We start from the raw sequence: 23,513 nt of genomic DNA, 5'->3' as shown, positions 1-23,513 counted from the left end.
TAAGAACGGGGCGATCCCGGGCGCTTCCCGGTGCTGGCACAACGCAGCGACGCCGATGGACAGCAAGTGCAGATCGCCCTGGGCGCCGACGACAACCATCTGCGCTTCCGCTCGTCGGCTGCATTGCGGCGGGTCGGCACGCACGAGATCGCGCTGACCATGGCCACACGGGTGAGCTGCCGCAACATCCATCATGCGCATCACCATGACGTCATGCCGACGATGCTGCGCGCCGCAGTAGGCCGCGCGTTGCATGCCGAGCCCCTCACAAGCCAGGCATGGCCGGCACAGCCCGCGTGACGCAAGCAACGCACACCATCACCTCGTTTTGTCCTCGCGATGCCTAGGCTTGATGTCCCCAATCCACAGGACACTCCCATGCCTACCCTCCGCATGCGCATCACCGGCACCGACGACGACGCGCGTGCCATTGCCAACCTGCTGCAAAGCATCGACGGCATCGAGCACGTGGAAGAAGTGGACGACCTGATGCCGCACCTGGACGACGAAGATTCCAGCTCGGCAGGCCTGTCGGACGACGAAGGTCCGGGCAGCCACGAGTTCGAAGTGGAAGCCGGCAATGAGGCCACCGCGCAGAAGGTCCGCGACGCGGTGCAAGAACTGGCACTGCAGCTGGACGTGTTTGTGGAATACGAAGTCGACGAAGGTTGAGCCGGGCGCAGCCTACGTGCGGCCACAGTGCTGCATTGCTGGATCGCACGTGATGCCGTGATGCGTCCTGCTGCGTTTGGGCATGCCGCCAAGCCTCTCAAGCGACGTGCGACCCAGCACCAACGACGCACGCCGCATGCAATGACAAGTCGGACTTTCCCGCAGCTGCACGGCAGGGCCGCGCAGCTGCGGTGCCTCAGGACATCCGGCGCCGACGTACGCGCCAGCGCCATGCCTGCAGCAGCAACCAGCCGGCGATCAGTGCGAGCGCAGCCACCGGCAACAGCGCCGCCACTGCGCGGATGACGAATGCCACGCTGCTGGAAAATACCTCGCCGGATTCGGCGGCGGCTTCTGCGATCTCGCCCCTGCCCTGCGCGCCACCGGTACTGCGGAAATTGAGGGTCAGCAACTGCGTGCGCACCCGGCGTTGCTGCTGCGCGGCCTGCTGTTGGGTCTGCTGCGCTTCGGCTTCGATCTCGGCCAGCCGCTTGGACAAGGCCAGCAGATCGGTCACCGCCAGATCGCGGCGCTGCTGCAACTCGAGCAGGCGCGCATGCTCTTTCTGCAATCGCGCCTGCGCCAGGCTGGTGTCGGCGATCTGCTGCGCCAGATCTTCGGCCCGGGTGCTACGCGCGGCGACATCGCCATGCTGGCCGGCCAACTGCACCATGGGTTCGATCCCGTCCGGTGCCAGCCGTACGCTGACGCGCCCACTGGGATCGCGCCCGCCTTCCTGCTCGACCGCCAGCAAGGCGCAATCGCCGAACTGCGCGCCCTGGCAGGCAGTGCGTATCGCGGCGATGCGCTGGCCGATCTGGTCGGCAGGCAGCTCGATGCGCACATCGTGCTCGTAGGCCAAGGCATTGCCCTGCGCGGCGGGCGGTGCCGGCGCCGCAGCGCCGCCGTCGGCCGCCATCTCTGCGCGATGCTTTGCACACCCGCACAGCGCCCATCCCAGCAGCATGGCCGTGGCATACCGCTGCATGGCGCGGCTCATCGGCTGGCTCCGTCGACTGCATGCACCTGCAGCCCGGCAAGATCCAGGGCCGGCAGGCAACGCACGTTGACCGCGACGCCCATTGCGCCGGTCTTGGGGTTGAGGCCCTCGCTGAAGGGCGCGATCCCGCACTGCGGACGATCGTGGTGATCGATGTGGTGCTGATTGAAGCGGTAGCTGCCGAGAGCTTGCGGCACGGCCTGAAGCTGCAGCTGCGTACGCGCGCCGAACCAGAGCAAACCGCCGCGGCGGCGACACAGCGAACAGTTGCAGTCGTAGACCTCGGTGATGGGCGCTTCGGTCTGCAGATCGAACGCAATGCGTCCGCTATGACAGGTACCGGCATAGTGCATGTGATCCTCCTTGGCACAGGCCACCGTGCGGGTGGCAAGCATGATGTTGCGTGTACGCGCCGCCTGGGTAGCGAGGCGGCGCCCGGGAACCGGAGTGTACGAACGATCGCGCCCGCAAGGTGCACCCGTCGTGTGCCCCGGGCGATCGCGCCGCTGCACGGCTGGCAGAATCGGAGCGGCCACCCACACGTGCGAGCACCTGTAAGGGAACGTGGAAGATGCGCAAAAGCCCGGTGCAAGCGGCACAAGCTGGTCCAGGCCTCGGCCGCGCCCGCCTGGCGGTGAGCGCCATCGACTTATTGGCTGCCCTACACCAATGGCGGATGCGCCCGCGCGCGCAGATGCCTATGCTGGCGGTTTGATTCCACCAGGACCCACGATGCGTCAACGCCTGCTTGTCCTCGCCCTGCTCACCGGCCTCACCGCCTGCCAGCAACAGCCCCAATCGCCGCGCGCCGATGCAACCGCGCCTGCCGCCAACCAAGCACAGACCCCGGATGCGCGCTTTGCCGCATTATCCAAACAGGCCCTGGACACCTGGATGCAGCTGTCGCCGGTGACCGCCACCCAGACCGGCGACCACCGCTTCGATGCGCAGATCGACGACCTGAGCGCCGGCGGCCGTCAGCGCAGCGTGGACGCGGGCAAGAAGCTGCTGGCCACCCTGGATGCGATCGAGGTAGCCAAGCTCTCGCGCGAGAACCAGGTGGATGCGGCCATTCTGCGCAATCAACTGCAATCGGAGATCTGGAACACCGAGGTGCTGCAAAGCTGGGCCTGGGACCCGCAGGTCTACAACGGCTTGGCCGGCAGCGCGCTGTACAGCCTGATGGCGCGCGAATTCGCGCCGCTGCCCGAGCGCCTGACCGCGGCCACCCAGCGCATGGAAAAGATCCCGAGCATCTTTGCGCAGGCACGCGAGAACCTGGATCCGGCGCGCGTGCCGAAGATCCATGCCGAAACGGTGGCCAAGCAGAACAAGGGCATCCTGAGCATCGTCGACAGCTTCATCGCCCCCAACATCAGCCAGCTTGGCCCGATCGAGGCGGCGCGTGCGCAGGCGGCCATCGACAACCTGCGCAAGGCAGTGACCGAGCAGCAGACCTGGCTGGACACCGTGCTGGTGCCAAATGCCAAGGGCGACTTCCGCATCGGTGCCGAAAAATACGACCAGAAGCTGAAATTCGCGCTGCTGTCGTCGCTGTCGCGTGCCGATATCAAACAGCGTGCCGAATCCGAGCTCAAGCGCGTGCGCAGCGACATGTACCGGATCGCGCGCACCGTGCTCAAGGACACGCCCGGCGCGCCCAAGTTGCCCGAATCGCCCAACGACGACCAGCAGCAGGCGGCGATCGAAGCGGCCCTGGAACTGGCGTATGCCGACAAGCCGGCGCGCGACAAGGTCGTAGACGCGGCCAAGGCGGCGCTGGCCCAATCGACCGAATTCGTGCGACAGAAGGATTTGATGACGCTGCCCGATTCGCCGGTGGACATCATCCTGATGCCGGAATTCCAGCGTGGCGTGGCGGTTGCGTATTGCGATTCGCCCGGCCCGCTCGACAAGAACCTGAAGACGTTCTACGCGGTGTCGCCGATTCCCGACGACTGGAACGACAAACAGGTCGATTCGTTCCTGCGCGAATACAACACCCGCATGATCCAGCTGCTCAGCATCCATGAGGGCACGCCGGGGCACTACCTGGAAGGCTGGCATTCGGCCAAGTTCCCCTCCACGCTGCGCGCGGTGCTGCGTTCGGGCATGTTCGCCGAAGGCTGGGCGGTATACACCGAGCGCATGATGCAGGAGCAAGGCTACCTGGATAACGACCCGCTGTTCCATCTGGTGCAGCTCAAGTTCTACCTGCGCACCATTGCCAATGCCATTCTCGACCAGGGCGTGCATGTGGACGGCTGGGATCGCGACAGGGCGATGCGCCTGATGACCCACGACACCTTCCAGCAGGAAAGCGAAGCCTCAGGCAAGTGGGTGCGTGCGCAGCTCTCCTCCGCGCAGCTCCCGACCTACTTCGTCGGCGTGCAGGAACATCTGGACACGCGCAAGGCGGTACAGGACAAGCTCGGCGAGACGTTCAACCTGAAGGCCTATCACGACAAGATGCTGTCGTACGGCGCCCCGCCGGTACGCTTCGCCCGCGAGCTGATGCTGGATCAGCCGATCGAGTGAGCAGGCTCGCTTCTCCCTCTGGGACATTGCCCCCCTTCATGGGGGAGAAAGTACCCCGCAAGGGCGGATGAGGGTGCGGGCGCAGCCTCGTGTGGCTAACGGAGGACGCACCGTCTTTGTGCAAATTCAACCGACAAAAAAGCGCTGCGTCATCCAACCTTGCGAGTGGCTTCGCCCCGTACCCTCACCCCAACCCCTCTCCCGCAGGAGAGGGGCTTGGATCCTTGCTGATTTCCCTTGGCAAGTTTCAAGCCGTACCAATGCAGTCGCGTATCCTCACGCGTCGCTTTTTTTGTCACGCATCCGCCGCAACAAATCCACCGGTCTGCCGCGCCCAAAGCCGCGCGTAAAGGCCGCCATGCGCGATCAGTTGCGCATGCGTGCCTGTCTCGACGATCTTGCCGCCGTCCATCACCACCAGCCGGTCCATCCGCGCGATGGTCGAAAGACGGTGGGCGATCGCGATGACGGTCTTGTTGCCCATCAGCGCGTCCAGGCTGTCCTGGATGGCGGCCTCCACTTCCGAATCCAGCGCCGAGGTGGCTTCGTCCAGAATCAGGATCGGCGCGTCCTTCAGCAACACCCGCGCAATGGCGATGCGCTGGCGCTGACCGCCGGAGAGCTTGACCCCGCGCTCGCCCACATGCGCATCGAAACCGCGGCGGCCTTCGCCATCGATCAGCGTGTCGATGAAGCTGTCGGCGCGGGCCTTGCGCACGGCGTCGAGAAGTTGCGCCTCGCTGGCCTGCGGCCGCCCGTACAGCAGGTTATCGCGGATCGAACGATGCAATAGCGAGGTGTCCTGCGTCACCAGGCCGATCTGTCCACGCAGGCTCTCCTGCGTCACGGTTGCGATGTCCTGCCCGTCGATCAGGATCCGGCCCTGCTCCAGGTCGTACAGTCGCAGCAACACATTGACCAGGGTGGATTTGCCGGCACCGGACGGCCCGACCAGGCCGATCTTCTCGCCTGCACGCACTTGCAGGTCCAGCCCGGCGATCACCCCACCGCGCTTGCCGTAATGGAAATGGATGTGCTCGAACCGCACCTGCCCCTGCGTTACCTGCAGCGGCACCGCATCGGCTGCATCCTGCACCTGCACCGGCTGCGAGATGGTCTGCATGCCGTCCTGCACGGTGCCGATGTCCTCGAAAATGCCGTTGACCGTCCACATGATCCAGCCGGACATGTTGTGGATACGGATCACCAGACCGGTCGCCAGGGTGATCGCGCCCACGCTGATCTGGCCGCGGCTCCACAGCCACAGCGCCAGCGCGCAGGTCCCCACGATCAAGAAGCCGTTCGCCACTGCGATGGCGGTGTCCATGGCGGTGGTCACCCGGGTCTGACCGCGGTGCTTCACTGCCAGCTCGTCGATGGCATCGCGCACATACGCCTGTTCGCGGCCGGCATGGGCGAACAACTTGAGCGTGGAAATATTGGTATAGCCATCGACGATGCGGCCGGTCGCCTTGGAGCGCGCGTCCGATGCAACCCATGCGCGCGCCTTCATGCGCGGCACGAAGAACGCCATCAGCGCCACGTACACCACCAGCCAGAGCAGCAGCGGCGCCATCAGCCAGGGGTCTGCCTGCGCGAACAGCCACAGTGCACTGCCGGTGTAGACCACGATGTACCACAGCGCATCCACCATCTGCACGGCCGATTCGCGCAGCGAGGTGCCGGTCTGCATCACCCGGTTGGCGATGCGCCCGGCAAAATCGTTGTTGAAGAAACCCAGGCTCTGGCGCACCACGTAGTTGTGCATCAACCAGCGCGAACGGTTGCTCAGGCCCGGCACGATCGCCTGGTTGACCAGCAGATTATGCAGGCCGGTGAAAAGCGGCCTTGCCACCAAGGTGATCACCGCCATCCAGATCAGTTCGCCCGCATGCTGCCGGAAAAAGTCCGGCCCTGGCTTGCCGGCAAGCATGTCGACGATGCGGCCGAGGAAGTCGAACATCGCCACTTCCACCAGCGCCAGCAGCAGCCCGGCGATCAACGTGGCCAGCAGGATCGGCCACAACGGCCGCAGATAATGCAGATAAAAGCGCCACACGCTGCGTGGCGGCATCTCCCGCTCGATGGGCGGGAAAATATCGATCAGGGACTCGAACCAGCGGAACATTGCGCAGACTTCGGAAACACCGGGATCTCAGGCTAGCCGATCGGGCGTCAAGCCGCAGTGGCGCTGGTCGGCAGGCGCGGCCTGATCAGGCCACGCAAGGCGTCAAGCCCTGGCGAGGAGAACAAGAGGCGAGGTTTGTAGCGCCTTCGCCCATGAGGCGCCCACCGCTATCACTCGCGCACGCGCGCGAGCAAGCGATTGACCTCTGCCAGATCGAAATGCCCGGGCTCGAAGCGCCCGCCCAAGGTCGCCAATTCCTGCACATGCTGCGGATGGTCCGGGTCGGCGATGATCTGCACCAGCGCCTGATAATCGGCAATACCGCCACTGCTATCTGGCGGGCAGGCATGGGCCCCGTCCACGCAGCGCGCTACGCGCAGACTCGCATCTGGCGGCAACAGCGCTTCCACTTGCAGGCGATGCTGCCAGCCAGGGCCGGCGCCGTAGAAGTAATCGAAGCCATTAAGTTCGCCCACCGCGCTTTCCAGCGTGACACGCCCGGCGTGCTTGAGCCGGGGGCGCTCGGGCACATCCAGCCCGGATTCGCCGTAACGCCCGCCGCCGAAGTCGAACTCGTACGGATGGGCGCCATTCCAGCCCATCACCGGCTGCAACACGCGATGCAGCGTGGCCAGGCGTACTGCGCCCGACACCAGCAGGCGCCGCCAGATCGGCGGCGCACTGCCTGTCAATGCCACATGCAGTTGATACAACGGCGCAGGTGATTGCAGCGCTTGCTGAGCGGATTTCTTTTTTGCCTTGGTCATCGTGTCGTGCATTCGTCTGCCCGTTATCAGTATGGCGTGCGAGGCAGGCGAATGCAGACGCTGTTTAGATCAGCGATAAAACAACAGCGCAACCGCCAGGCGGGCGCGGCCGGTGCCCAGGTCGGGATGTACCGCTTGTACATCCCGGTTCCGAGTGCCCCGGCCACGCCCGCGTGACCATCGCTCGCCACGGTTTGTTCGCCACGCTCAGGCACTGCGGCGCAGGCGCAAACCGAACAGCAGGTCATACAGGATCGGAATCAGGCCCAGCGTCACCAGCGTGCCCAACGCCAACCCACCGATCATGGTGATGGCCATGCCCGTCCATAGCGGACCCGCGAACAGCATCAGCGGCACCAGGCCAACGATGCAGGTGAGCTTGGTCATGACGATCGGGCGCAACCGTTTGACCGCGGCAGCCACCACCGCTTCGCGGCGCGGCAGGCCGTCGGCAAGTTCGGCTTCGATGCGCTCCAGCAGCAACACCGCGTTGTTGACGATGATGCCGGCCAGCGCCAGCAAGCCGAAGGTCGCCATGAAGCCGAATGGGTAACCGGTCATCACCAGCGCCAGGGCCGCACCGATCAACACGAACGGCACCGCCGACAGCACGATGAACAACTTGCGGAACGAGTTGAACTGCCAGACGAACAGCAACAGGATCGCGCCCAGCGCATGCGGCATGTAGTGCAGCAAGGCCTGATTGGCTTCGGCCGAATCTTCCAGCTCGCCACCAATCTCCACGCGGTAGCCGGGCGGCAATTTGAGCGCGGCGATTGGCGCCGACAACCGTTCGACGATCTCGGTCGCGGTCAGTTGCGGGTTGCGTGCGGTCACGGTGATGGCACGGCTGAGATTGCGCCGCTGGATCGCCGACGGCTCGCTGTCGCGCAGCACCGTGGCGACCGCCGCCAACGGTACCGGTGCGCCGCCTGCCTGCGGGTACACCAACGTATCGGCGGGATTACCGTTGGCGGCACGCTCGTCGGTGCTGCCGCGCACGACAACCGGCACACCGGTGCCATCGTCGCGGATCAACGTGGCATCCACACCGCTGTATCGCCCCTGCAATGCCTGCGCAATGTCTTCGCTGCTGACACCGGCGCGGCGGGCCTTGAGCTGGTCCACCTGCACCACATAGCGCGGAATGCGCGCCTGCCAATCGTCCTGCACGTCCACGGTGCCCGGCACGGCCCGCAAGGCCCTGGCAATCGCAGCAGCGCTGCTGCGCAGGACCGACTCGTCCGGACCCACCACGCGATACACCGCCATCCCGGCTTCGGTGGCGCCCAGCGAAAAGCGTTTGGGCTCGGCGCGCAGCGCGGGGAAGTGGCTACGCACATGCGAGCGCACCCGTGCGATCACCGCATCGATGTCGGTCCCCGGCCGCACGCTGACCGTGAAGTACGCCTGGTTGGCCGCCGGCAGCGGCGGGTTCAGGCCCAGCACGATGCGCGGCCCGCCATCGGCAACATACCCGATGCTGTCCACCACCTCGGGGTTGGCGTGGCGGTCGCCCAACCAGCGGCTGAGTTCACTCACCATGCGCAGGGTCTGGCGTGCATCGCTGCCGGCCTGCAATGTCACCGGCATCTGGAACTGCAGGCGGTCGGACTTGGGCAGGAAATCGTATGGAATGGACACCAGCACCGTGACCGCCACCGCCAGCATCGCCGTCATCGCACCGATGAACAGCAGCTTGTGCTGCAGCACGCGTTCGATCACGCGGCGGTAGCCGCGATAGAACCGCGATTCGGCTGCGTCGCTGTTCTTGGTGACATGCACCTTGGCGAAGTACATGCACAGCAGCGGCGTCACCGTGATGCTCAGCAACCACGAGCCCAGCAGCGTCACGCCGAGCACGGTGGCCAGCGAGCGCAGATATTCGTTGGTACTGGTCTGGCCGAAGAAGAACGGCGAGAACGCCAGCACGATGACCAACGACGAGGTCAGCAAGGGTGTCGCCAACGTCCGGCCCGCATCGATACAGGCCTGGCGGCGTTCCTCGCCGGCCACCAGACGGCGCTCGATGTCTTCGGCAATCACGATGCCGTTGTCCACCAACAAGCCCAGCGCAAGAATAATGGCGGCGATCGAGACCGTTTGCAGCTCCACGTTCAGCACACGCATGACGATCAACGAGGCGAAGATGGTCAACGGCACGATCGCGCCGACGATCAACCCGGTGCGCCAGCCCAGAAACAGCATCACCACCGCCATGACGATGACGATGGTCTCGCCCATGACGTGATGCATCTTGCCCATCTCGCGCTCGACCACATCGGCCTGGAAGCTCACCACGTGCTGGGTGAAGCCGACAGGCAGCTCGTGTGCGGTGTCGTCGAGCTTGGCGCGCAGCGCCTTGCCGAAGTCGGCGACATTGGTGCCCGGCTGCATCGAGACCGAGACCACCACCGCCGGCTGGCCCTGGTACACGGCCGCGCTTTGCGGCGGGTCGGCCGGCATCACCTGCACCTGTGCCAGCTCGCCCAGGGTCACGTCGCGGGCACCGCCCGCAGGTGCGCCAGGCACGCTCAGCAGGACGCCGCGCAACTGCTCGGGCGTGCGGATTTCGCCGGACGTGGCCACGGTCAGCGCCAGCCCGGACACCGCGACCTGCCCACCGGAACCCACCACATTCTGCGCGCGCAACTGCGCCATGACGCTGGACGGCGTCAAGCCGCTCGCCAGCAACCGCGCACGGTCAAACGACACGTACACCGATTCGTCCTGCAGGCCATACAACTTCACCTGCTCCACGCCGGGCAGGGCGTACAGCTGTTCGCGCATACGCCGCAACGGGCCGCGCATTTCGCTCATCGAAAAGCCCGGTGCGGTCACCGCGATCGACGCCACCGACACGCGCCCGAAGTCGTCGTCGACAAAGGGACCAAGGGTGCCCGCAGGCAATTGCGCGCCGGCCTCTGCGGCCTTGGCGCGCACGCGCTGCCAGAGCGCCGGCAGATCCTGCACATCGTCATAGGCGGTCAGCTGCACGATCGCGCTGCCCGGATGCACCGTGGTGACGATGCGCTTGATGCCGGCCAGCTCGCGCAGACGCTCCTCCACCGGTCGCGCCAGCAGGTTCTCCACCTGTTCGCTGGGCATGCCCGGATAGGCCACCGACACCAGCGTGTCGCGCACGGTCACCGACGGTTCTTCCTGCGATGGGAAACCGAGAAACGCCACGATGCCGCCGATCAGGATCATCGCTGCGGCAAACAATGTCAGGCGGCTCGAGCGCATCGCCATCTGGGTCAGCTTCATGGCGTGCGACCTCCGCTCAACTGCGTCTGCGCCTGCAGTGGCGTCACCGGCTGGCCGTTGACCAAGAAGCCCACGCCGGCGCTCACCACCTGCTCGCCGGCACGCAGCCCGCGCAGAATCTGCACGCGCTCGCCGACGATCGTTCCCAGGTCGACCGCGCGTTCGATCACGGCCCGCGTTGCCGGCTGGTAAACGAACACGCTGGCCTGTTGCCGGTTGAGCCGGGGCAATACCGCCGACAACGGCACACTCGGCGTGGAAGCGGCAGGCGTCGGCAGCGTCAGCATCACGCTGTCGCCGCTGCGCAGCGAAGGCGCGGCGCCGAACGGTTCCAGCAAGGCCTGTACCGTCGTGGCATTGTCCAGGCGGCTGGAAAGACTGCGCAGACGCAGTTCGACCGGCGCGTCGCCCGCATCCACCACGCGGGCATGCACGGTTTGCCCTGGCACCAGACCGGCACCGGCAGTTGCCGGCAGCGTGGCGACCAGTTGCACATGGCCCTGCCCTTCCACCTGCAGCACCGTCTGCCCTGCCGCCACATCGGCCTGCGGTTGCTGCAGGCGCGCCACCACGCTGCCATCGAAGGGCGCGCGGAGCTCGCCCAGACGCGTGCCGCGGCGCGCCATGGCCAGGTCGGCCCTGGCCACCTGCAGCTGCGCGGCGGCCGCATCTGCCGCCGCGCGCGCGGCAGTCAAGGAGGCGTTGGAACTGGCACCGTCATCGAACATTGCCTGTTGCTGGCGCAATTGCAGCTGCCGTTCGCCGGACTGCGCCAGCGCCGCGCGCACGTTGGCATCGGCCTGCTGTTCGCGCAGGCGCAGCGGTTCATCGTCCAGCCGTGCCAGCAGTTGCCCGCGGGTCACCCGGTCGCCGACATCCACCAGCACTGCCGACAGACGGCCTGCCCCTTCGAACCCCAGCTCGGCGCGTTGTTCCTGGCGCACCAGCGCCGGCACCTGCAGCGGGTTATCGCTCCCGCTGCCGAAGCGCTCCAGCTTCACCGCGCGCGGTGTCTCGCTGGCCGGCGCATCCGGCCCGCTGCATGCGGCCAGTCCCAGCAGCAACGTGCCGCACACCAGGCCGCGATAAAACATCGTCATCATTCGATCCCCCGGTCCATGCCGCTCAGCGGCTGTAGGTCAATGCGAGATTGCCGCTCACCACGCTGCGGCGTGCCACCAGCGGGCTGTCTTCGGCGTTGTCCAGGTAGCGCGTCCCGGTAACCCCCAACGTGGTGGCCCAGTGCTCGCCCAGCGAGTGCGTCCAGCTGCCACCTACCGCGGCGGCATACGCACCGGACCCGGCATTGAAGGCGGCAAAGCGGGTGCGCGCGGCTTGCGCATCGGTGACGCCGAAGTAAGCCTGATTGAAGCGGCGGTCGCCGCCATGCACGTCCAGGTCCAGGGCGACCGTGTCGCTGGCGCTATGCAGCAGGGTGAACTCCATCCCGGCGCGATAGCGGTTGCGGCGCGCAGCATCCTTGAGCGTGAATTCCGCCTCCGCATTGACGTTCATGTAGGGCGTCACTTGCTGCATCACCAGCGTGCGCGACGTCACCGAGCCAGGCACATCGCCCATGCCGGCCAGCAGGCGCGAACCCGGCCGCCAGTTGCTGTCGCTTTGCAGCCGTCCCAGGTCGTAATACAGCGATTGCGATATGTAGAAACCGGACTTGCTCTGGAATTGCAGGCCGCCGCCGCGGGAGGTGTCGAAGAACAGCACGCCGCGCTGCACCACCAGCACCGGGTTGAATTGCACGCGCGCGCGCTCGGCGCCGGCATACTCCGGCGTGGCAACCGCTGCGGCGCCTGCCGTGATCTCGGTGCGGTCTCCCAGCAGGCGCGAACTCCCGGTCAGATCGGTTTGTGCGTGCGCGACGCACGGAATGGCGCTCATGCAGGCAAGGACGCCGGCGCGAACGGTATGGTTGCCACGCAGGCGATTGAAGGACGATACGTTCATCGAAGGTCTCCGTCGGAAGTCAGGAAGCGGTGGGCAGGCGCACGCCATAGAACGCCTGAAACAGCGCAATACGGCTCAGCACGCGTTGGCGTGCGGTATCCAGGTAATCGAGTTCGGTCTGAGCGATGCGGGTCCGCTCGGCCAGCAGCGCGCTGCGGTCTTGAAGGCCGGCATCCACGCGTTCATGCATTCGCGCAAGGCGCAGTTGCTCGCGTTCGACCTGCTCGCGCGAGCGCGGTTCGGCCTGCGACAAGGTGGCGTGGGCGTCGAGCGCGTTGGCGACCTCGCGGAATGCAGCTTCGATTGCCTGTTCGTAGGCAACGACATCGGCGAGTTCGCGCACCTGCGCCAGATCCAGATTGGCGCGATTGCGGCCGCCATCGAACAACGGCAGGTTCAGCTGCGGCATGAAGCTCCACACACCATGGCCTGCAGAAAACAAGCCGTTCAATCCGTCGCTGGCAGTACCCACGCTGCTGCTCAAGGTGATCGACGGAAAAAACGCCGCGCGCGCCGCACCGATGTCGGCATTGGCCGCGCGCAACTCCAGCTCGGCCTGCTGGATGTCCGGGCGTTGCAGCAACAGCGACGAATCCAGGGCACGCCACGCACTGGCAGGCGTATCAGCGGCGATCAGACCCTGCAGATCGCCGGGTACCGGAGTGCTGTCGTAGCCGGCCAGCAACTGCAGCGCACGCACCGCCGCAGCGTGGTTGTCGTTGCCCTGCAGGGCCGTCACATGGGCCTGGTCGGCCTGGCGCCGCTGCGCATCGCGCTCGTCGCGCGCAATCAGCCCTACCTGATATTGCCGCTCGGCAACGGCAAGCAACGCAGCGCTGTCGGCATCCAGCGATTGCAGCTGTTGCAGCGCCTGCGCCGTGGCACGCTCGGCAGTGTAGGCGCGCAGTACCTCTGCAATCAGGGCGCCACGCGCCGCGTCGCGGCCATAGGTACTGGCCAGGTAGCGCTGGCGTGCGGCCTCGGACATCGCCTGCAGCTTGCCGAAAAAGTCCACTTCTAAATTGCCGATCCCCGCATTGGCAATCACCAGATCCTGCTGGTACCGCGCATCCAGCGTCGGGTTGTCGAAATGTTGCCGCAGCTGCTGTGCGCCGACGGCGAGCGTCGGCAGGCGCGACGCCTGCGCGATGCCGTACTGCGCACGCGCCTGTTCTACCTGCAACGCCGCACGGCGGAAATCGCCGTTGTGCGCCAAGGCACGCTCGATGAGGGGCCGCAGGTCGCGGTCTGGCGCGAAGGCCTGCAGAAACGCGCGCTCTTGCGCGTTCAGAGCGACGGCGGCGGTCGCATTGGCGTCGGGCTGACCGGATGCCGGTGCGGATGCCGCCTGCGGGCTGCCGAAGGTGGCCGGTACGCTGACCACCGGGCGCTGGTAGGCCGGCGTCAGCGAGCAGCCAGCCGCCAGCACCGCACTGGCGGCGACCAGGCACAGGCAAGACCAACGATGCGGAATAATTTGTGGAATCATGATGTCGGAGCACAGAGCCAATCTCGACCGACATCCTCGACCCGCAGCGTCCAGGTTGTTTTCGGGAATTATCCAGATTTGATCGAGACGACAGGGCAACACGCCATGACAGGCAAAAAGGTTCTGCTGGTGGAAGACGACAGCGATAGCGCCAGCATTCTGGAGGCCTATCTCCGCCGCGACGGCTTCGATGTGGCGGTGGCCGGCGATGGCGAACGCGCCATCCAGCTGCACCGGCAATGGGCACCGGATCTGGTGCTGCTGGACGTGATGCTGCCCAAGCTCAGCGGCATCGAGGTGCTGTCGACGATCCGCCGCGCCGGCGACACGCCGGTGATCATGGTCACCGCCATTGGCGATGAGCCGGAAAAGCTCGGCGCCCTGCGCTACGGCGCCGACGATTACGTGGTCAAGCCGTACAGCCCCAAGGAGGTGGTGGCGCGCGTGCATGCCGTGCTACGCCGGAGCGTGGCGGTGCGCGCGCCGGGCGAGCCATTACAGCACGGTCGGCTGAGCGTGGATCCGGCCGCCGTGGTCGCCAGCGTGCAGCACGAAAACGGCGACAGCGTGGCGCTGGATCTGACGCCGACCGAATTCAACCTGCTCGCGCTGCTGCTTAAGACCCCATTCAAGGCCTTTACGCGCAGCGAACTGCTCGACGCCTGCCTGCCCGACAGCGATGCATTGGAACGGGTGGTGGATTCGCACATCCACAACCTGCGTCGCAAACTCGAAGTGCATGGCATCACCGGTGTACTGGTCACCGTGCGTGCAGTGGGATATCGCTTTCAATGAACGTGCTGCGGCGGTTTCATGCCTGGCGCAACCAGGCGCCCCTGTGGTGGTGGGTCGGACTGCGCATGAGCGCGCTGGCGGTGGTGACCATGATGGTCATCGCGTTCGGCATGTGGTGCTATTTCAATCTGCGCTACAGCCTGATCCTGAGCAATGTGCCGGCCGAACCGCGTGCCGAGATTTCCCAGCTGATCGAGCAACCCAGGGCCAACCAGGCCCGCCTGTGGGAGCTGTTCCAGCGCTATTACGACATCGAAAATTTCCTGCCCGGGCTGGCCAATCCGGACTGGTGGATGCTGGGCGCCATGATGACCATCTCGGTGCCGGTCATCCTGTTCTGCGGCCTGCTCGCGTCGCGGCCGCTGTCGCGGCAATTTTCGCAGGTAGCTTTCGCGGCGCACCGGGTCAGCGATGGCGATTTCGGCGCACGCGCACAAATGGTGCGCGGCGCGCCGGACGAGCTCACTGCCCTGGCCGACGACTTCAATACGATGAGCGGCAGGCTGCAGCAGTACGAGCGCGAATTACGCGACTCCAGCGCGATGCTGGCGCATGAATTGCGCACCCCGCTCAATGCCGCGATGGGACGCGTGCAAGGCATGCTGGATGACGTCTTCCCGCGCGAACCCGAGCAACTGCGGCTGGTGCATCGCCAGCTGGAGCAGATCAATCGCCTGATCGGCGACCTGCACCTGGTCTCGCTGGCGCGTGCCGGCCAGCTGGTGCTGGAGCCGGAAAGCGTCGAGCTGCGGGAGCTCGTCGCCGAGCGCATCGAATGGGCGGGGCCGGCGCTGCGCGAGGCGCAGATGACCATCCACTATCCCACGCATCCGGCGCTGCGCCTGCATGCCGACCGGCACCGGCTGGGCCAGGTGCTGTCGATCCTGATCGATAACGCGTTGCGCTACGCCGCCGCCGGCAAGCTGCTGGAGATCGAGGTGCGCCGCGATGGCACCGGCGTGCAGCTCACCGTCGGCGACCGCGGCCCCGGCGTGGCGCCCGCGCAATTGCCGCACCTGCTGGACCGCTTCTGGCGCGCCGACAGCTCGCGCGCGCGGCATTCCGGCGGCAGTGGCCTGGGCCTGGCGATCGCCTCGGCCATCTGTCAGGCGCACGATGGCCAACTGGTCGTCAGCAATCGCCCCGGCGGTGGCCTGCTGGCCAGCGTGCAGTTACCGCTGGGGCATTGACGCAACGCCCGGCCACGCGCACGCCGACGCAACTGCCCGCACCTGCGGGCAGTTGCGCAACCGATCACCGCGACTGCAGGCTCGGCACCGCGTCGCTCACATGGGCGTGGCGGCGCATGATCCAGTTGAACAACGGCGTGGCCATCAGCGTGGACAGGATCGCCATCAGCACCAGCACCGAGAACAGGCCCTGCTCGATTACACCCGCCTGCAAGCCGATGTTGATGATGATCAGCTCCATCAACCCGCGTGCATTCATCAGCGAACCGATCGCCATGGCGTCGCGGTTGTTCTCGCCGGTGGCACGCGCCGCGGCCCAGCAGGCCACGCCCTTGCCGATGAACGATGCGGCCAGGATCGCCACGCCGGCCAGCATGATCTGCGGCTGCAGCAACACGCTGAGCTGGGTTTTCAAGCCCGAATAGGTGAAGAACATCGGCAGCAACAGCACCACGACGAACGGCTGCAGCATCTCGCGCAGCTTCTCGGTCAGTGCGCCCCTGGGCAGGCAGACACCGAGCAGGAAACCGCCGAACACTGCATGGATGCCGATCGCATCCATCGCCCAGGCGCTGGTGCAGAACAGGATCAGCACGACCGCCAGGACACTGTTGCTCAGCGGCTGGCCGGGCACCACATGATCGGCCAGCCGCTTGAGCAGATGCCGGCCGACGAAAATCATGAAGACCGCATAGCCGATGCCGCCGCCGATGGCCAGGTAGGCACTGCCCCAACTGCCGCCGAAGCTGGCCAGCACCACGGCCAGAATGCACCACGCTGCGGCATCGTCGAACGCGCCAGCGGTCAGCGCCAAGGTGCCCAACGGGCTATTGGTCAGACCGCGTTCGTGGATGATGCGCGCCAGCATCGGAAAAGCGGTGATCGCGATCGCCGCGCCCAGGAACAACGACGCTTCGGTCAGCTTGGCCTTTTCCGAAAACAGGCCATCCACGTTGATCAGCCACGGGCACATGGCGAACGCCAGCAGGAACGGCACCGCGATGCCCGCCATCGACACGCTCATGGCGCTGCGATAGCGCGCGCGAAAGTGGTCGCCGCGGAAATCGGTTCCGACCAGGAACATGTACAGGCCCACGCCGAACTGCGCGAATACATACAGCACGTCCATGGTCTGCTTGGGGAACAGGGCCGCCTGCACGCCCGGCGCCAGCAAGCCGAACAACGAGGGCCCCAGCATCACGCCGGCAATCATTTCCCCCACCACCTGCGGTTGCCCGAGGCGCTTGGCCAGCATGCCGACCAGCCGGCATACCAACAAAATCGCGGCCGCCTGCAAAAAGAAGTACACCGACATCTGCGGAGTGGTCATGCGTGCGGCAACATCCCTGAAAAGTGCGCAGATCGTAACCGGAGCTGCCGCACTTCGATAGCGTGCGGCTGCCGTGGCGATCCAAGCCCATCTGCGCGCTTGGGCCCGCCAGGCGCAGCGCGAAGGTCATCCGCGCTTGCCTGCATCATTTGCCCGCAGCGGTCGGCATCGGCACCGGCGTCAGCACTAGGTCCTGGAAATCGAAGCTGAAATCGGTCAACGGCGAAATCGGCTCCATGCGCATCTCGCGCACCGCGCCATCCGGGGTCAGCGCGAAATTGACGAAGGCATCGGCATTCAAGGAGCGGTCGTCCCAGCGCACGATGAAGCTGTCGTGCTGCCAATGCTCCAGCGTGCCTACCAACTGGGCGGTCCTGGCGAACTGCAGGCGCAGCCGCTTGCCGTCCCGGACAATCGCCACATCGCCGTACCAGGGGTCGCGATAGGTGGCCGCGTAACTGCGCAGCGGCAACGACGGCGTGGACCGCGACGCACGCGCGTCCTGGTGCTTGTTCCAACTCGCGTCCGCATCGCTATCGGCCTTCTCCACCAGCTTGGCGTAAGCGGCGGTCCAATCGGTGGACGGCACCTGCAAGAACGCATCCAGCACCTGGAAGGTCACCGCATTGAACGCAGCCCCCACCTCCTGATTGGTCAACACCACCACCCCCAGCTTCTGATCCGGCAGCAGCGTCAGGCGCGACACCATGCCGGGCCAGCCGCCGGTGTGCCAGACCATGCGATGGCCGCGGTAATCGCTCAGGCTCCAGCCCTCACCGTAGCCGGCGAAGTTCGGCCGCGCCGCGGCAAGCTCGGGCACCTGCACCTCGCCGATCGGGATCGGCGTGATCATCGACCACATTTCCTGCTGACGCTTGGCGCTGAACAGGGGTTTGCCATCGGGCAGGATGCCGCCGGCCAGTTGCACATTCATCCACAGCGCCATGTCGTGCACGCTGGAATAGATGCCGCCGGCGCCGGAGTTGTTGGACCAGGTCAGCGGCGCCACCGTGCGCAGCTCGGTAAAGTCGTACTTGGCATGCCCGACTGCGGCGTGATCGCCGGGCTGCAGATGGTCGGCGTTGAAGCGCGTGCCGCGCATGCCCACCGGGTCGAAGATGCGTTGCTGCAGAAATGCCGCGTAACTCTGCCCGGAGACCTGCTCGATCACCTTCTGGGCGACTGCGTACAGGATGTTGTCGTACGCATAGCGGTCGCGAAAACCGCCCTTCAGCGGCACCTTGGCCAGGCGCTGCACGACCTCTTCGGTGGTGTAGCTGGTGCTGGGCCAGAACAATAAATCGCCTGCACCCAGGCTCAGGCCGCTGCGGTGCGCCAGCAGATCGCGGATGCGCATCTGCCCGCTCACATACGGGTCGGACATGCGGAACCACGGCAGATGGTCGATGACCTTGTCATCGAGCGAGAGCTTGCCTTCATCGGCCAGAATCGACAGCGATGCGGCAGTGAACGCCTTGGTATTGGAGGCAATCGCAAACAACGTGTCGGCCTGCACCGGCGCGGGCTTGCCGGTCTCGCGCACGCCGTAGCCGCGCTCCAGCACCACCTGGCCGTCCTTGACGATGGCCACCGCAATACCGGGCACGTCGAACTGCTTGCGCACGCGTTCCATCTGCGCATCGAACTGCTGCATGCCGGCGGGGAGTTCGGCCGCGTGCGTTGTCGTCGCCAAGCTTGCCACCATCAGCACGCCCCCACTCAGCCATCGGTTCAAGGTCACTGCATCACCTTCAGGTTATTGGTCAGATCGATCCGCCGGCGCCATCCAGCGCCAACGGTTGCGGCGCCACCAGCACGCCATTGGCATCGGCGTACAGCCAATGGCCCGGAACGAAGGGCACGCCGGCAAAATTCACCGGCACATCCACATCGCCCAGATCGCGTCGCTCGGTGCGGCGCGGACAAGCCGCCAGCGCCAGCACCCCCAGCGGCAACGTGGCAAGAATCTCGACATCGCGCACGCAGCCGTGAATCAGCACGCCGGCCCAGCCGTTCGCGACCGCGTTGGCCGCGATCTGGTCGCCCAGCAGCGCATGCTTCAGCGAGCCCTGCCCGTCCACCACCAGCACGCGGCCGTCGCCCGGCGTTGCGGCCAGCTCGCGCACCCGCGAGTTGTCTTCGAAACAGCGCACCGTGGCCAACGGTCCGGCGAATGCCGTGCGCCCGCCGAAGTGGCGGAACAGCGGCTCGGCGATCATCGCGTCGGGGTAGCGGTCACACAGATCAGGCGTGGTCCAGGTCATCGGGGCGATCTCGCGCGGCAGAGCTGGCATGGTAGCCGGCTGTGGCGGCGCGCGGGCGATGGGTGACCGATGACCGATACCCGATAAAGCGACATGCAGGCGCGCACGCGCAGCGAAGGTGCGCGCACGCGGACAACGCTGCGTTCGCCGTGTCGTGATGGTCGCTGCAAGGCAGACGCCATGCGGCGCTTGCCGCGCATGGTCTCCGCCAATGCGCTGCTGCGCTAGCGTCCAGGGCATCGGCTTAAAGTAAGCACTGCGAATGCGCCGAACTGCGGCATCGAGACGCGTGATGCAGCCGACGCGGGTGGCGGCAGCTGCGCCGTTGGCGTCTTGCGCAGCCCACCTCGAGCCGTTTGCAACGCCGACACGGCAGACCCGCGCAGGGGCAACGCCCTGGCACGACGACCGCCAGACTGCCATGCAACGTTGCGCCGTGCAGGCTCAACCATTGCACTGCGCAACGGCGCCCCATTGGCAACCGCATCTTCTCATCGCGCAACGCGCGCCACGGCTATGATCGGGCGGCGCGCGTTGCATCCACTGAAGCATCCGCAATGGCGCACGACCTCGCCAGCGAGTATCCATGCAATGACCGATCTGTTCGCTTCCGCACCGCCCGCCCTCGAAGGTATCCACATCGGCATTGGTGGCTGGGTCTATGCGCCGTGGCGCGCGGGCATGTTCTACCCGGAAGGGCTGGTGCAGCGCCGCGAACTGGAATACGCAAGTCGCCACGTCACCGCCATCGAGATCAACGGAACCTATTACGGCACGCAGAAGCCGGCCACCTACGCAAAGTGGCGCGATGAAGTGCCGCCCGGCTTCGTGTTCTCGGCCAAGGCGCCGCGCCGCATTACCCAGTCGCGCAAGCTGGCTGGTACCCAGGCGCAGGTGGAAGATTTCATCGGCGGCATTGTCGAGCTCGGCGATACCCTTGGCCCGCTGGTGTGGCAATTCGAACAAGGGCACCGGCTGCAGGCCGACGATCTGGACGCGTTTTTGTCGTTGCTGCCCAAGCGTGCAGGCACGCGTGCGCTGCGCCATGTGCTGGAGATCCGCGACCACGATGCGGTGGATGCCTCGCTGCTCGCATTGGTGCGCGGCCATGGCGTGGCCACGGTGTTTACCGATTCGGACGAGTACCCCTCATTCGCCGATCTCTCCACGGATTTCGTTTATGCGCGTCTGATGCGCAGCCAGGCGCGCCTGACTGCGGGGTATCCGGCGCCGGCACTGGCGCGCTGGGCGGAGCGCATCCAGGCCTGGCGTCGTGGCGAAGACCCGGCCGACCTGCCGCACGTGGATGCTTCCACAGCGCCGGCACGGCAGCCGCGCGAGGTCTTCGTGTTTTTCATCAGTGCGGCGAAAGAACGCAACCCGGCGGCGGCGATGGCGCTGTTGAAAGAATTGTCGGCGCGTTAGAGCAGTTCGCAACGCGACTGCGCAGCCGCGATGCGGGCGCCGCCGGCACTCGGACCCGGCAGGTTCCACGCGTGCGCTCGGCGTCTGCATGCGGCATCCACAGCCATCTGACGACGGGTTGCTGTTGTATCAGCCGCTCTTGGTCCGCGCATGCAATCGGCGACGATCGATGCGGCCGTCTCTGGAGCGCAGCGTTGATCGAAGAGGTGCAGCGATCGATCGCGGCGCGAGGCGATGCATCGCTCGTCGGCCATCTTGCCGTGATGCAGGCCGGTCGATGGCTGGGGGGTCGCGCGATGACGGCTCGACAGCCGGGTCAGCCATCCCCTCGCCCGGCCGCTGCACACTGGCGCCGCTTCCCTCGCAGCGCAACATCACGCACTTTTCGGCGACAATGGCGCATGCCCACGACCGACCTGCGCAAGGCGCAACTGCAAATCCACTTCTGCGTCCTGCTTTGGGGCATCACCGCGATCCTGGGCAAGCTGATCACGCTGCAGGCTTTGCCGCTGGTGTGGTGGCGCATGTTGATCGTGGTGGTGGCACTGGCCTTGTGGCCACGCGTGTGGCGCGGGCTGCGCGGCTTGTCCGGGCGTGTGGTGCTGGGCTATTGCGGCATCGGCGCGCTGGTGGCCTTGCACTGGCTCACCTTCTACGGCGCGATCAAGCTGGCCAATGCGTCGGTGGCGGCGACCTGTATCGCACTGGCGCCGGTTTTCACGGCAGTGATCGAGCCATTGGTCACGCATCGCCCGTTCCGTCCGCGCGAGTTGTTGTTCGGGCTGGCCGTATTGCCCGGCGTGGCGCTGGTCGTCGGCGGGGTGCCGGACGGCATGCGGGCCGGCGTGGTGGTGGGCGCGATTTCGGCGGTGTTCGTCGGGCTATTCGGCTCGCTCAACAAGCGCATGGTGGCGCATGCCGACCCGCTCACCGTCACCGCGCTGGAACTGGGCGCCGGCACGTTGACCCTGACCCTGCTTGCACCGGCGATGCCGCTGCTGCTGCCGGCGTTGCATGGCGATCTGCTGGTGGTGCCCAGCCTGCACGATGGCGTGTTGCTGCTGGCGTTATCGCTGGCCTGCACCTTGCTGCCCTTCGCGCTGGCGCTGGTGGCGTTGCGGCATCTGAGCGCCTATTCGGTGCAACTGGTGACCAATCTCGAACCGGTCTACGCCATCGTGCTGGCGATCGCGCTGCTGCGCGAACAACGCGAACTGACCCTGCAGTTCTATCTCGGCGTGGCGATCATTCTCGGCGCGGTGTTCCTGCATCCGGTCCTGGAGCGTCGGCGCACCGTTGCGCACCCGGAATTGCTCGGCACAGCCGAGGCGAAGAATATCGTCGACTGATTGCACGGCGCTGCAAGACCACGCTTCTCCACAGCGACCGCTGCGTTGAAGCACGCCGATGTTCAAGCGGCATCGCGCGGCGTCAGCATCCCGGCGCGCAGCAATCGACGTTCGATGCGCTTGCCAGGCCACCTGCATCGGCAGGCGCGCAACCACGCCCACCCTACTCCAGCGCAACCACCTGATCGCGCCCGCCGCGCTTGGCCGCATACAGGGCCTGGTCGGCGCGCTTGATCACCGCCTCCACGCTTTCCTGCGGGTACAAGGTCGCCACACCGATACTCACCGTCACCGGAAGCGCGATCGTCATCGCCGCCACGCTCTGGCGCAGGTATTCGCATTGCACGCGTGCCTGCAGCAGATTCGCATTGGGCAGCAGCAACACGAATTCCTCGCCGCCATAACGGGCGATGGTGCCGGCACCGGCCATATGCGCACGCAGCAGGGTAGACAGTTCGCGCAGCACGGCATCGCCCTGATCGTGCCCATGCACATCGTTGACGGTCTTGAAATGGTCCACGTCCAGCAGCGCGACCGACAGCGGTTGGCCCACCGCGCGCGTCTGTTCGGTGGCCGCCGCCAATGCCACCGCGAACGCACGCCGGTTGGGCAGGCCGGTCAAGGGATCGGTGCGGGTCTGTTCGACCAGGTCGGCGTGCAACGCATCCATCTGCGCGTAATAGCCGGCCATCTGCTGTTCGTACCATTCGCGCTCGTGCAGCTGCTGGCGCAACTGCCGGCCGGCCAGCCGCAACTCAAGCAGCTGCGAGGCCTGCCGCGACAATGCCTGCAAGGCCTCGCGCTGGTCTTCGCGCAGATGCGCCGGGGCCCGGTCGAACACGCACAGCGAACCCAGCGCCATGCCCTGGCTGGTCACCAGCGGCGCGCCGGCGTAGAAGCGCACCCCACCGCTGCCGACCACCATCGGGTTATCGTGGAAGCGTGGGTCCAGCAAGGTGTCGTCCACCATCAGCACCTCGTCCGGGCGCAGGATCGCGTGCGCGCAGAACGAGATATCGCGCGGTGCTTCGCTGCGCGGCGCACCGTGCGCAGACTTGAACCACTGCCGGTCTTCGTCCACCAGCACCACCGCCGCCATCTGCGTCTCGCACAGCGTGGAGGCAATCATGGTCAGGTCGTCGAATGCCCGTTCGGCCGGCGAATCCAGCACGTCGTACTGGCGCAGCGCGGCCAGCCGCTAGGCCTCGTTGCTCGGCAATTCCGGTTTGATCACTGCCGCCCCCTGGCTGTTATCTGTGAAAGTATGCCGGAGCCCAGCCAGTGCCACCATCGGGCGGCCCCCCACTCTGCGGCACCGCAAGCGCCGCCCTGGCCGG

General features: G+C 66.1%; 19 protein-coding genes and 1 other RNA gene. 8 read left to right on the top strand and 12 right to left on the bottom strand.

The genetic code is table 11. The features are described from left to right. Nucleotides 1-66 precede the first annotated feature (66 nt). Nucleotides 67-300 carry a hypothetical protein gene (locus EO156_RS19690; RefSeq protein WP_026006913.1) on the top strand — a complete coding sequence of 78 codons (234 nt, stop codon included), beginning with the start codon at nt 67-69 and terminating at the stop codon, nt 298-300. 78 nt (nt 301-378) lie between these two features. Continuing rightward, complete coding sequence (locus tag EO156_RS19685; RefSeq protein ID WP_005912915.1) at nt 379-672, top strand: hypothetical protein; 294 nt, start codon at nt 379-381, stop codon at nt 670-672. 196 nt (nt 673-868) lie between these two features. Here the strand turns inward: EO156_RS19685 and EO156_RS19680 are convergent, their stop codons facing one another. After that, complete coding sequence (locus EO156_RS19680; RefSeq protein WP_016849479.1) at nt 869-1,672, bottom strand: DUF4349 domain-containing protein; 804 nt, start codon at nt 1,670-1,672, stop codon at nt 869-871. Next, nucleotides 1,669-2,067: a hypothetical protein gene (locus tag EO156_RS19675; protein ID WP_016849478.1), complete on the bottom strand. Its 399-nt coding sequence runs from the start codon at nt 2,065-2,067 to the stop codon at nt 1,669-1,671. The genes EO156_RS19680 and EO156_RS19675 overlap by 4 nt, the downstream gene beginning before the upstream one ends. A 337-nt stretch (nt 2,068-2,404) precedes the next feature. Here EO156_RS19675 and EO156_RS19670 point away from each other — a divergent pair, with 337 nt between their 5' ends. Further along, nucleotides 2,405-4,210, top strand: coding sequence for a DUF885 domain-containing protein (locus EO156_RS19670; RefSeq protein ID WP_026006912.1), 1,806 nt, complete (start codon nt 2,405-2,407; stop codon nt 4,208-4,210). 295 nt (nt 4,211-4,505) lie between these two features. Here EO156_RS19670 and EO156_RS19665 read toward each other — a convergent pair whose 3' ends face one another. Both EO156_RS19665 and EO156_RS19660 read right to left on the bottom strand, forming a co-directional pair. Continuing rightward, complete coding sequence (locus EO156_RS19665; protein ID WP_016849476.1) at nt 4,506-6,338, bottom strand: ABC transporter ATP-binding protein; 1,833 nt, start codon at nt 6,336-6,338, stop codon at nt 4,506-4,508. Nucleotides 6,339-6,508: 170 nt separating this feature from the next. Beyond that, the gene (locus tag EO156_RS19660) at nt 6,509-7,105 is read right to left on the bottom strand and encodes a plasmid pRiA4b ORF-3 family protein (protein ID WP_026006911.1); all 597 of its coding nucleotides are present in this window, start codon (nt 7,103-7,105) and stop codon (nt 6,509-6,511) included. A 126-nt stretch (nt 7,106-7,231) separates the two neighbouring features. Here EO156_RS19660 and EO156_RS19655 point away from each other — a divergent pair. Then, a non-coding RNA gene (locus tag EO156_RS19655) (sX9 sRNA) lies at nt 7,232-7,308 on the top strand. A gap of 4 nt (nt 7,309-7,312) precedes the next feature. Here EO156_RS19655 and EO156_RS19650 read toward each other — a convergent pair. Genes EO156_RS19650 through EO156_RS19635 form a run of 4 tightly spaced genes read right to left on the bottom strand, consistent with a single transcriptional unit; the run spans nt 7,313 to nt 13,823 of the window. After that, nucleotides 7,313-10,372 (bottom strand): efflux RND transporter permease subunit, encoded by a 3,060-nt coding sequence (locus EO156_RS19650; RefSeq protein ID WP_016849474.1) that lies wholly within the window; start codon nt 10,370-10,372, stop codon nt 7,313-7,315. Beyond that, nucleotides 10,369-11,475, bottom strand: coding sequence for an efflux RND transporter periplasmic adaptor subunit (locus EO156_RS19645; RefSeq protein ID WP_029829223.1), 1,107 nt, complete (start codon nt 11,473-11,475; stop codon nt 10,369-10,371). Before EO156_RS19645 ends, EO156_RS19650 begins: the two co-directional genes overlap by 4 nt. Before the next feature lie 22 nt (nt 11,476-11,497). After that, nucleotides 11,498-12,334: a MipA/OmpV family protein gene (locus tag EO156_RS19640; RefSeq protein WP_005929347.1), complete on the bottom strand. Its 837-nt coding sequence runs from the start codon at nt 12,332-12,334 to the stop codon at nt 11,498-11,500. 19 nt (nt 12,335-12,353) lie between these two features. Then, nucleotides 12,354-13,823 carry an efflux transporter outer membrane subunit gene (locus EO156_RS19635; protein WP_016849207.1) on the bottom strand — a complete coding sequence of 490 codons (1,470 nt, stop codon included), beginning with the start codon at nt 13,821-13,823 and terminating at the stop codon, nt 12,354-12,356. Nucleotides 13,824-13,928: 105 nt separating this feature from the next. Here EO156_RS19635 and EO156_RS19630 point away from each other — a divergent pair, with 105 nt between their 5' ends. Both EO156_RS19630 and EO156_RS19625 read left to right on the top strand, forming a co-directional pair. After that, nucleotides 13,929-14,618: a response regulator gene (locus tag EO156_RS19630; RefSeq protein WP_005912893.1), complete on the top strand. Its 690-nt coding sequence runs from the start codon at nt 13,929-13,931 to the stop codon at nt 14,616-14,618. Continuing rightward, nucleotides 14,615-15,808 (top strand): ATP-binding protein, encoded by a 1,194-nt coding sequence (locus EO156_RS19625; RefSeq protein WP_029829227.1) that lies wholly within the window; start codon nt 14,615-14,617, stop codon nt 15,806-15,808. Before EO156_RS19630 ends, EO156_RS19625 begins: the two co-directional genes overlap by 4 nt. 64 nt (nt 15,809-15,872) lie before the next feature. Here EO156_RS19625 and EO156_RS19620 read toward each other — a convergent pair whose 3' ends face one another. The 3 genes from EO156_RS19620 to rraA all read right to left on the bottom strand — a co-directional run bounded on the left by EO156_RS19620 (nt 15,873) and on the right by rraA (nt 19,402). Further along, nucleotides 15,873-17,138 carry a cation:proton antiporter gene (locus EO156_RS19620; protein WP_011051842.1) on the bottom strand — a complete coding sequence of 422 codons (1,266 nt, stop codon included), beginning with the start codon at nt 17,136-17,138 and terminating at the stop codon, nt 15,873-15,875. Between the two features lie 145 nt (nt 17,139-17,283). Further along, a complete protein-coding gene (locus EO156_RS19615; RefSeq protein ID WP_016849884.1) occupies nt 17,284-18,879 on the bottom strand; it encodes a serine hydrolase in 1,596 nt (531 codons plus the stop codon). Nucleotides 18,880-18,901: 22 nt separating this feature from the next. Continuing rightward, a complete protein-coding gene (gene rraA, locus EO156_RS19610; protein ID WP_011051844.1) occupies nt 18,902-19,402 on the bottom strand; it encodes a ribonuclease E activity regulator RraA in 501 nt (166 codons plus the stop codon). A gap of 591 nt (nt 19,403-19,993) precedes the next feature. On the opposite strand from rraA, the gene EO156_RS19600 reads away from it, so the two are divergent. Together EO156_RS19600 and EO156_RS19595 are read left to right on the top strand one after the other, a co-directional pair. Then, on the top strand, nt 19,994-20,827 hold the full coding sequence (locus EO156_RS19600) for a DUF72 domain-containing protein (RefSeq protein WP_026006989.1): 834 nt from the start codon (nt 19,994-19,996) through the stop codon (nt 20,825-20,827). Nucleotides 20,828-21,228: 401 nt separating this feature from the next. Beyond that, on the top strand, nt 21,229-22,176 hold the full coding sequence (locus EO156_RS19595; protein WP_016849881.1) for a DMT family transporter: 948 nt from the start codon (nt 21,229-21,231) through the stop codon (nt 22,174-22,176). 163 nt (nt 22,177-22,339) lie between these two features. Here EO156_RS19595 and EO156_RS19590 read toward each other — a convergent pair whose 3' ends face one another. Further along, a complete protein-coding gene (locus tag EO156_RS19590; protein ID WP_230577976.1) occupies nt 22,340-23,371 on the bottom strand; it encodes a sensor domain-containing diguanylate cyclase in 1,032 nt (343 codons plus the stop codon). Nucleotides 23,372-23,513: the final 142 nt, after the last annotated feature.

The sequence above is a fragment of the Xanthomonas sp. DAR33341 genome, assembly GCF_003992815.1.
Lineage (GTDB): Bacteria > Pseudomonadota > Gammaproteobacteria > Xanthomonadales > Xanthomonadaceae > Xanthomonas > Xanthomonas cissicola.
This window is presented reverse-complemented; position numbering and strand designations above follow the sequence as displayed.

What these genes read in the sequence shown, in the direction of transcription:
- EO156_RS19685 (WP_005912915.1), top strand. Translation starts at nt 379, where the DNA reads ATGCCTACCCTCCGCATGCGCATCACCGGCACCGACGACGACGCGCGT.
- EO156_RS19680 (WP_016849479.1), bottom strand. Translation starts at nt 1,672, where the DNA reads ATGAGCCGCGCCATGCAGCGGTATGCCACGGCCATGCTGCTGGGATGG.
- EO156_RS19675 (WP_016849478.1), bottom strand. Translation starts at nt 2,067, where the DNA reads ATGCTTGCCACCCGCACGGTGGCCTGTGCCAAGGAGGATCACATGCAC.
- EO156_RS19670 (WP_026006912.1), top strand. Translation starts at nt 2,405, where the DNA reads ATGCGTCAACGCCTGCTTGTCCTCGCCCTGCTCACCGGCCTCACCGCC.
- EO156_RS19665 (WP_016849476.1), bottom strand. Translation starts at nt 6,338, where the DNA reads ATGTTCCGCTGGTTCGAGTCCCTGATCGATATTTTCCCGCCCATCGAG.
- EO156_RS19660 (WP_026006911.1), bottom strand. Translation starts at nt 7,105, where the DNA reads ATGACCAAGGCAAAAAAGAAATCCGCTCAGCAAGCGCTGCAATCACCT.
- EO156_RS19650 (WP_016849474.1), bottom strand. Translation starts at nt 10,372, where the DNA reads ATGAAGCTGACCCAGATGGCGATGCGCTCGAGCCGCCTGACATTGTTT.
- EO156_RS19645 (WP_029829223.1), bottom strand. Translation starts at nt 11,475, where the DNA reads ATGATGACGATGTTTTATCGCGGCCTGGTGTGCGGCACGTTGCTGCTG.
- EO156_RS19640 (WP_005929347.1), bottom strand. Translation starts at nt 12,334, where the DNA reads ATGAACGTATCGTCCTTCAATCGCCTGCGTGGCAACCATACCGTTCGC.
- EO156_RS19635 (WP_016849207.1), bottom strand. Translation starts at nt 13,823, where the DNA reads ATGATTCCACAAATTATTCCGCATCGTTGGTCTTGCCTGTGCCTGGTC.
- EO156_RS19630 (WP_005912893.1), top strand. Translation starts at nt 13,929, where the DNA reads ATGACAGGCAAAAAGGTTCTGCTGGTGGAAGACGACAGCGATAGCGCC.
- EO156_RS19625 (WP_029829227.1), top strand. Translation starts at nt 14,615, where the DNA reads ATGAACGTGCTGCGGCGGTTTCATGCCTGGCGCAACCAGGCGCCCCTG.
- EO156_RS19620 (WP_011051842.1), bottom strand. Translation starts at nt 17,138, where the DNA reads ATGACCACTCCGCAGATGTCGGTGTACTTCTTTTTGCAGGCGGCCGCG.
- rraA (WP_011051844.1), bottom strand. Translation starts at nt 19,402, where the DNA reads ATGACCTGGACCACGCCTGATCTGTGTGACCGCTACCCCGACGCGATG.
- EO156_RS19600 (WP_026006989.1), top strand. Translation starts at nt 19,994, where the DNA reads ATGACCGATCTGTTCGCTTCCGCACCGCCCGCCCTCGAAGGTATCCAC.
- EO156_RS19595 (WP_016849881.1), top strand. Translation starts at nt 21,229, where the DNA reads ATGCCCACGACCGACCTGCGCAAGGCGCAACTGCAAATCCACTTCTGC.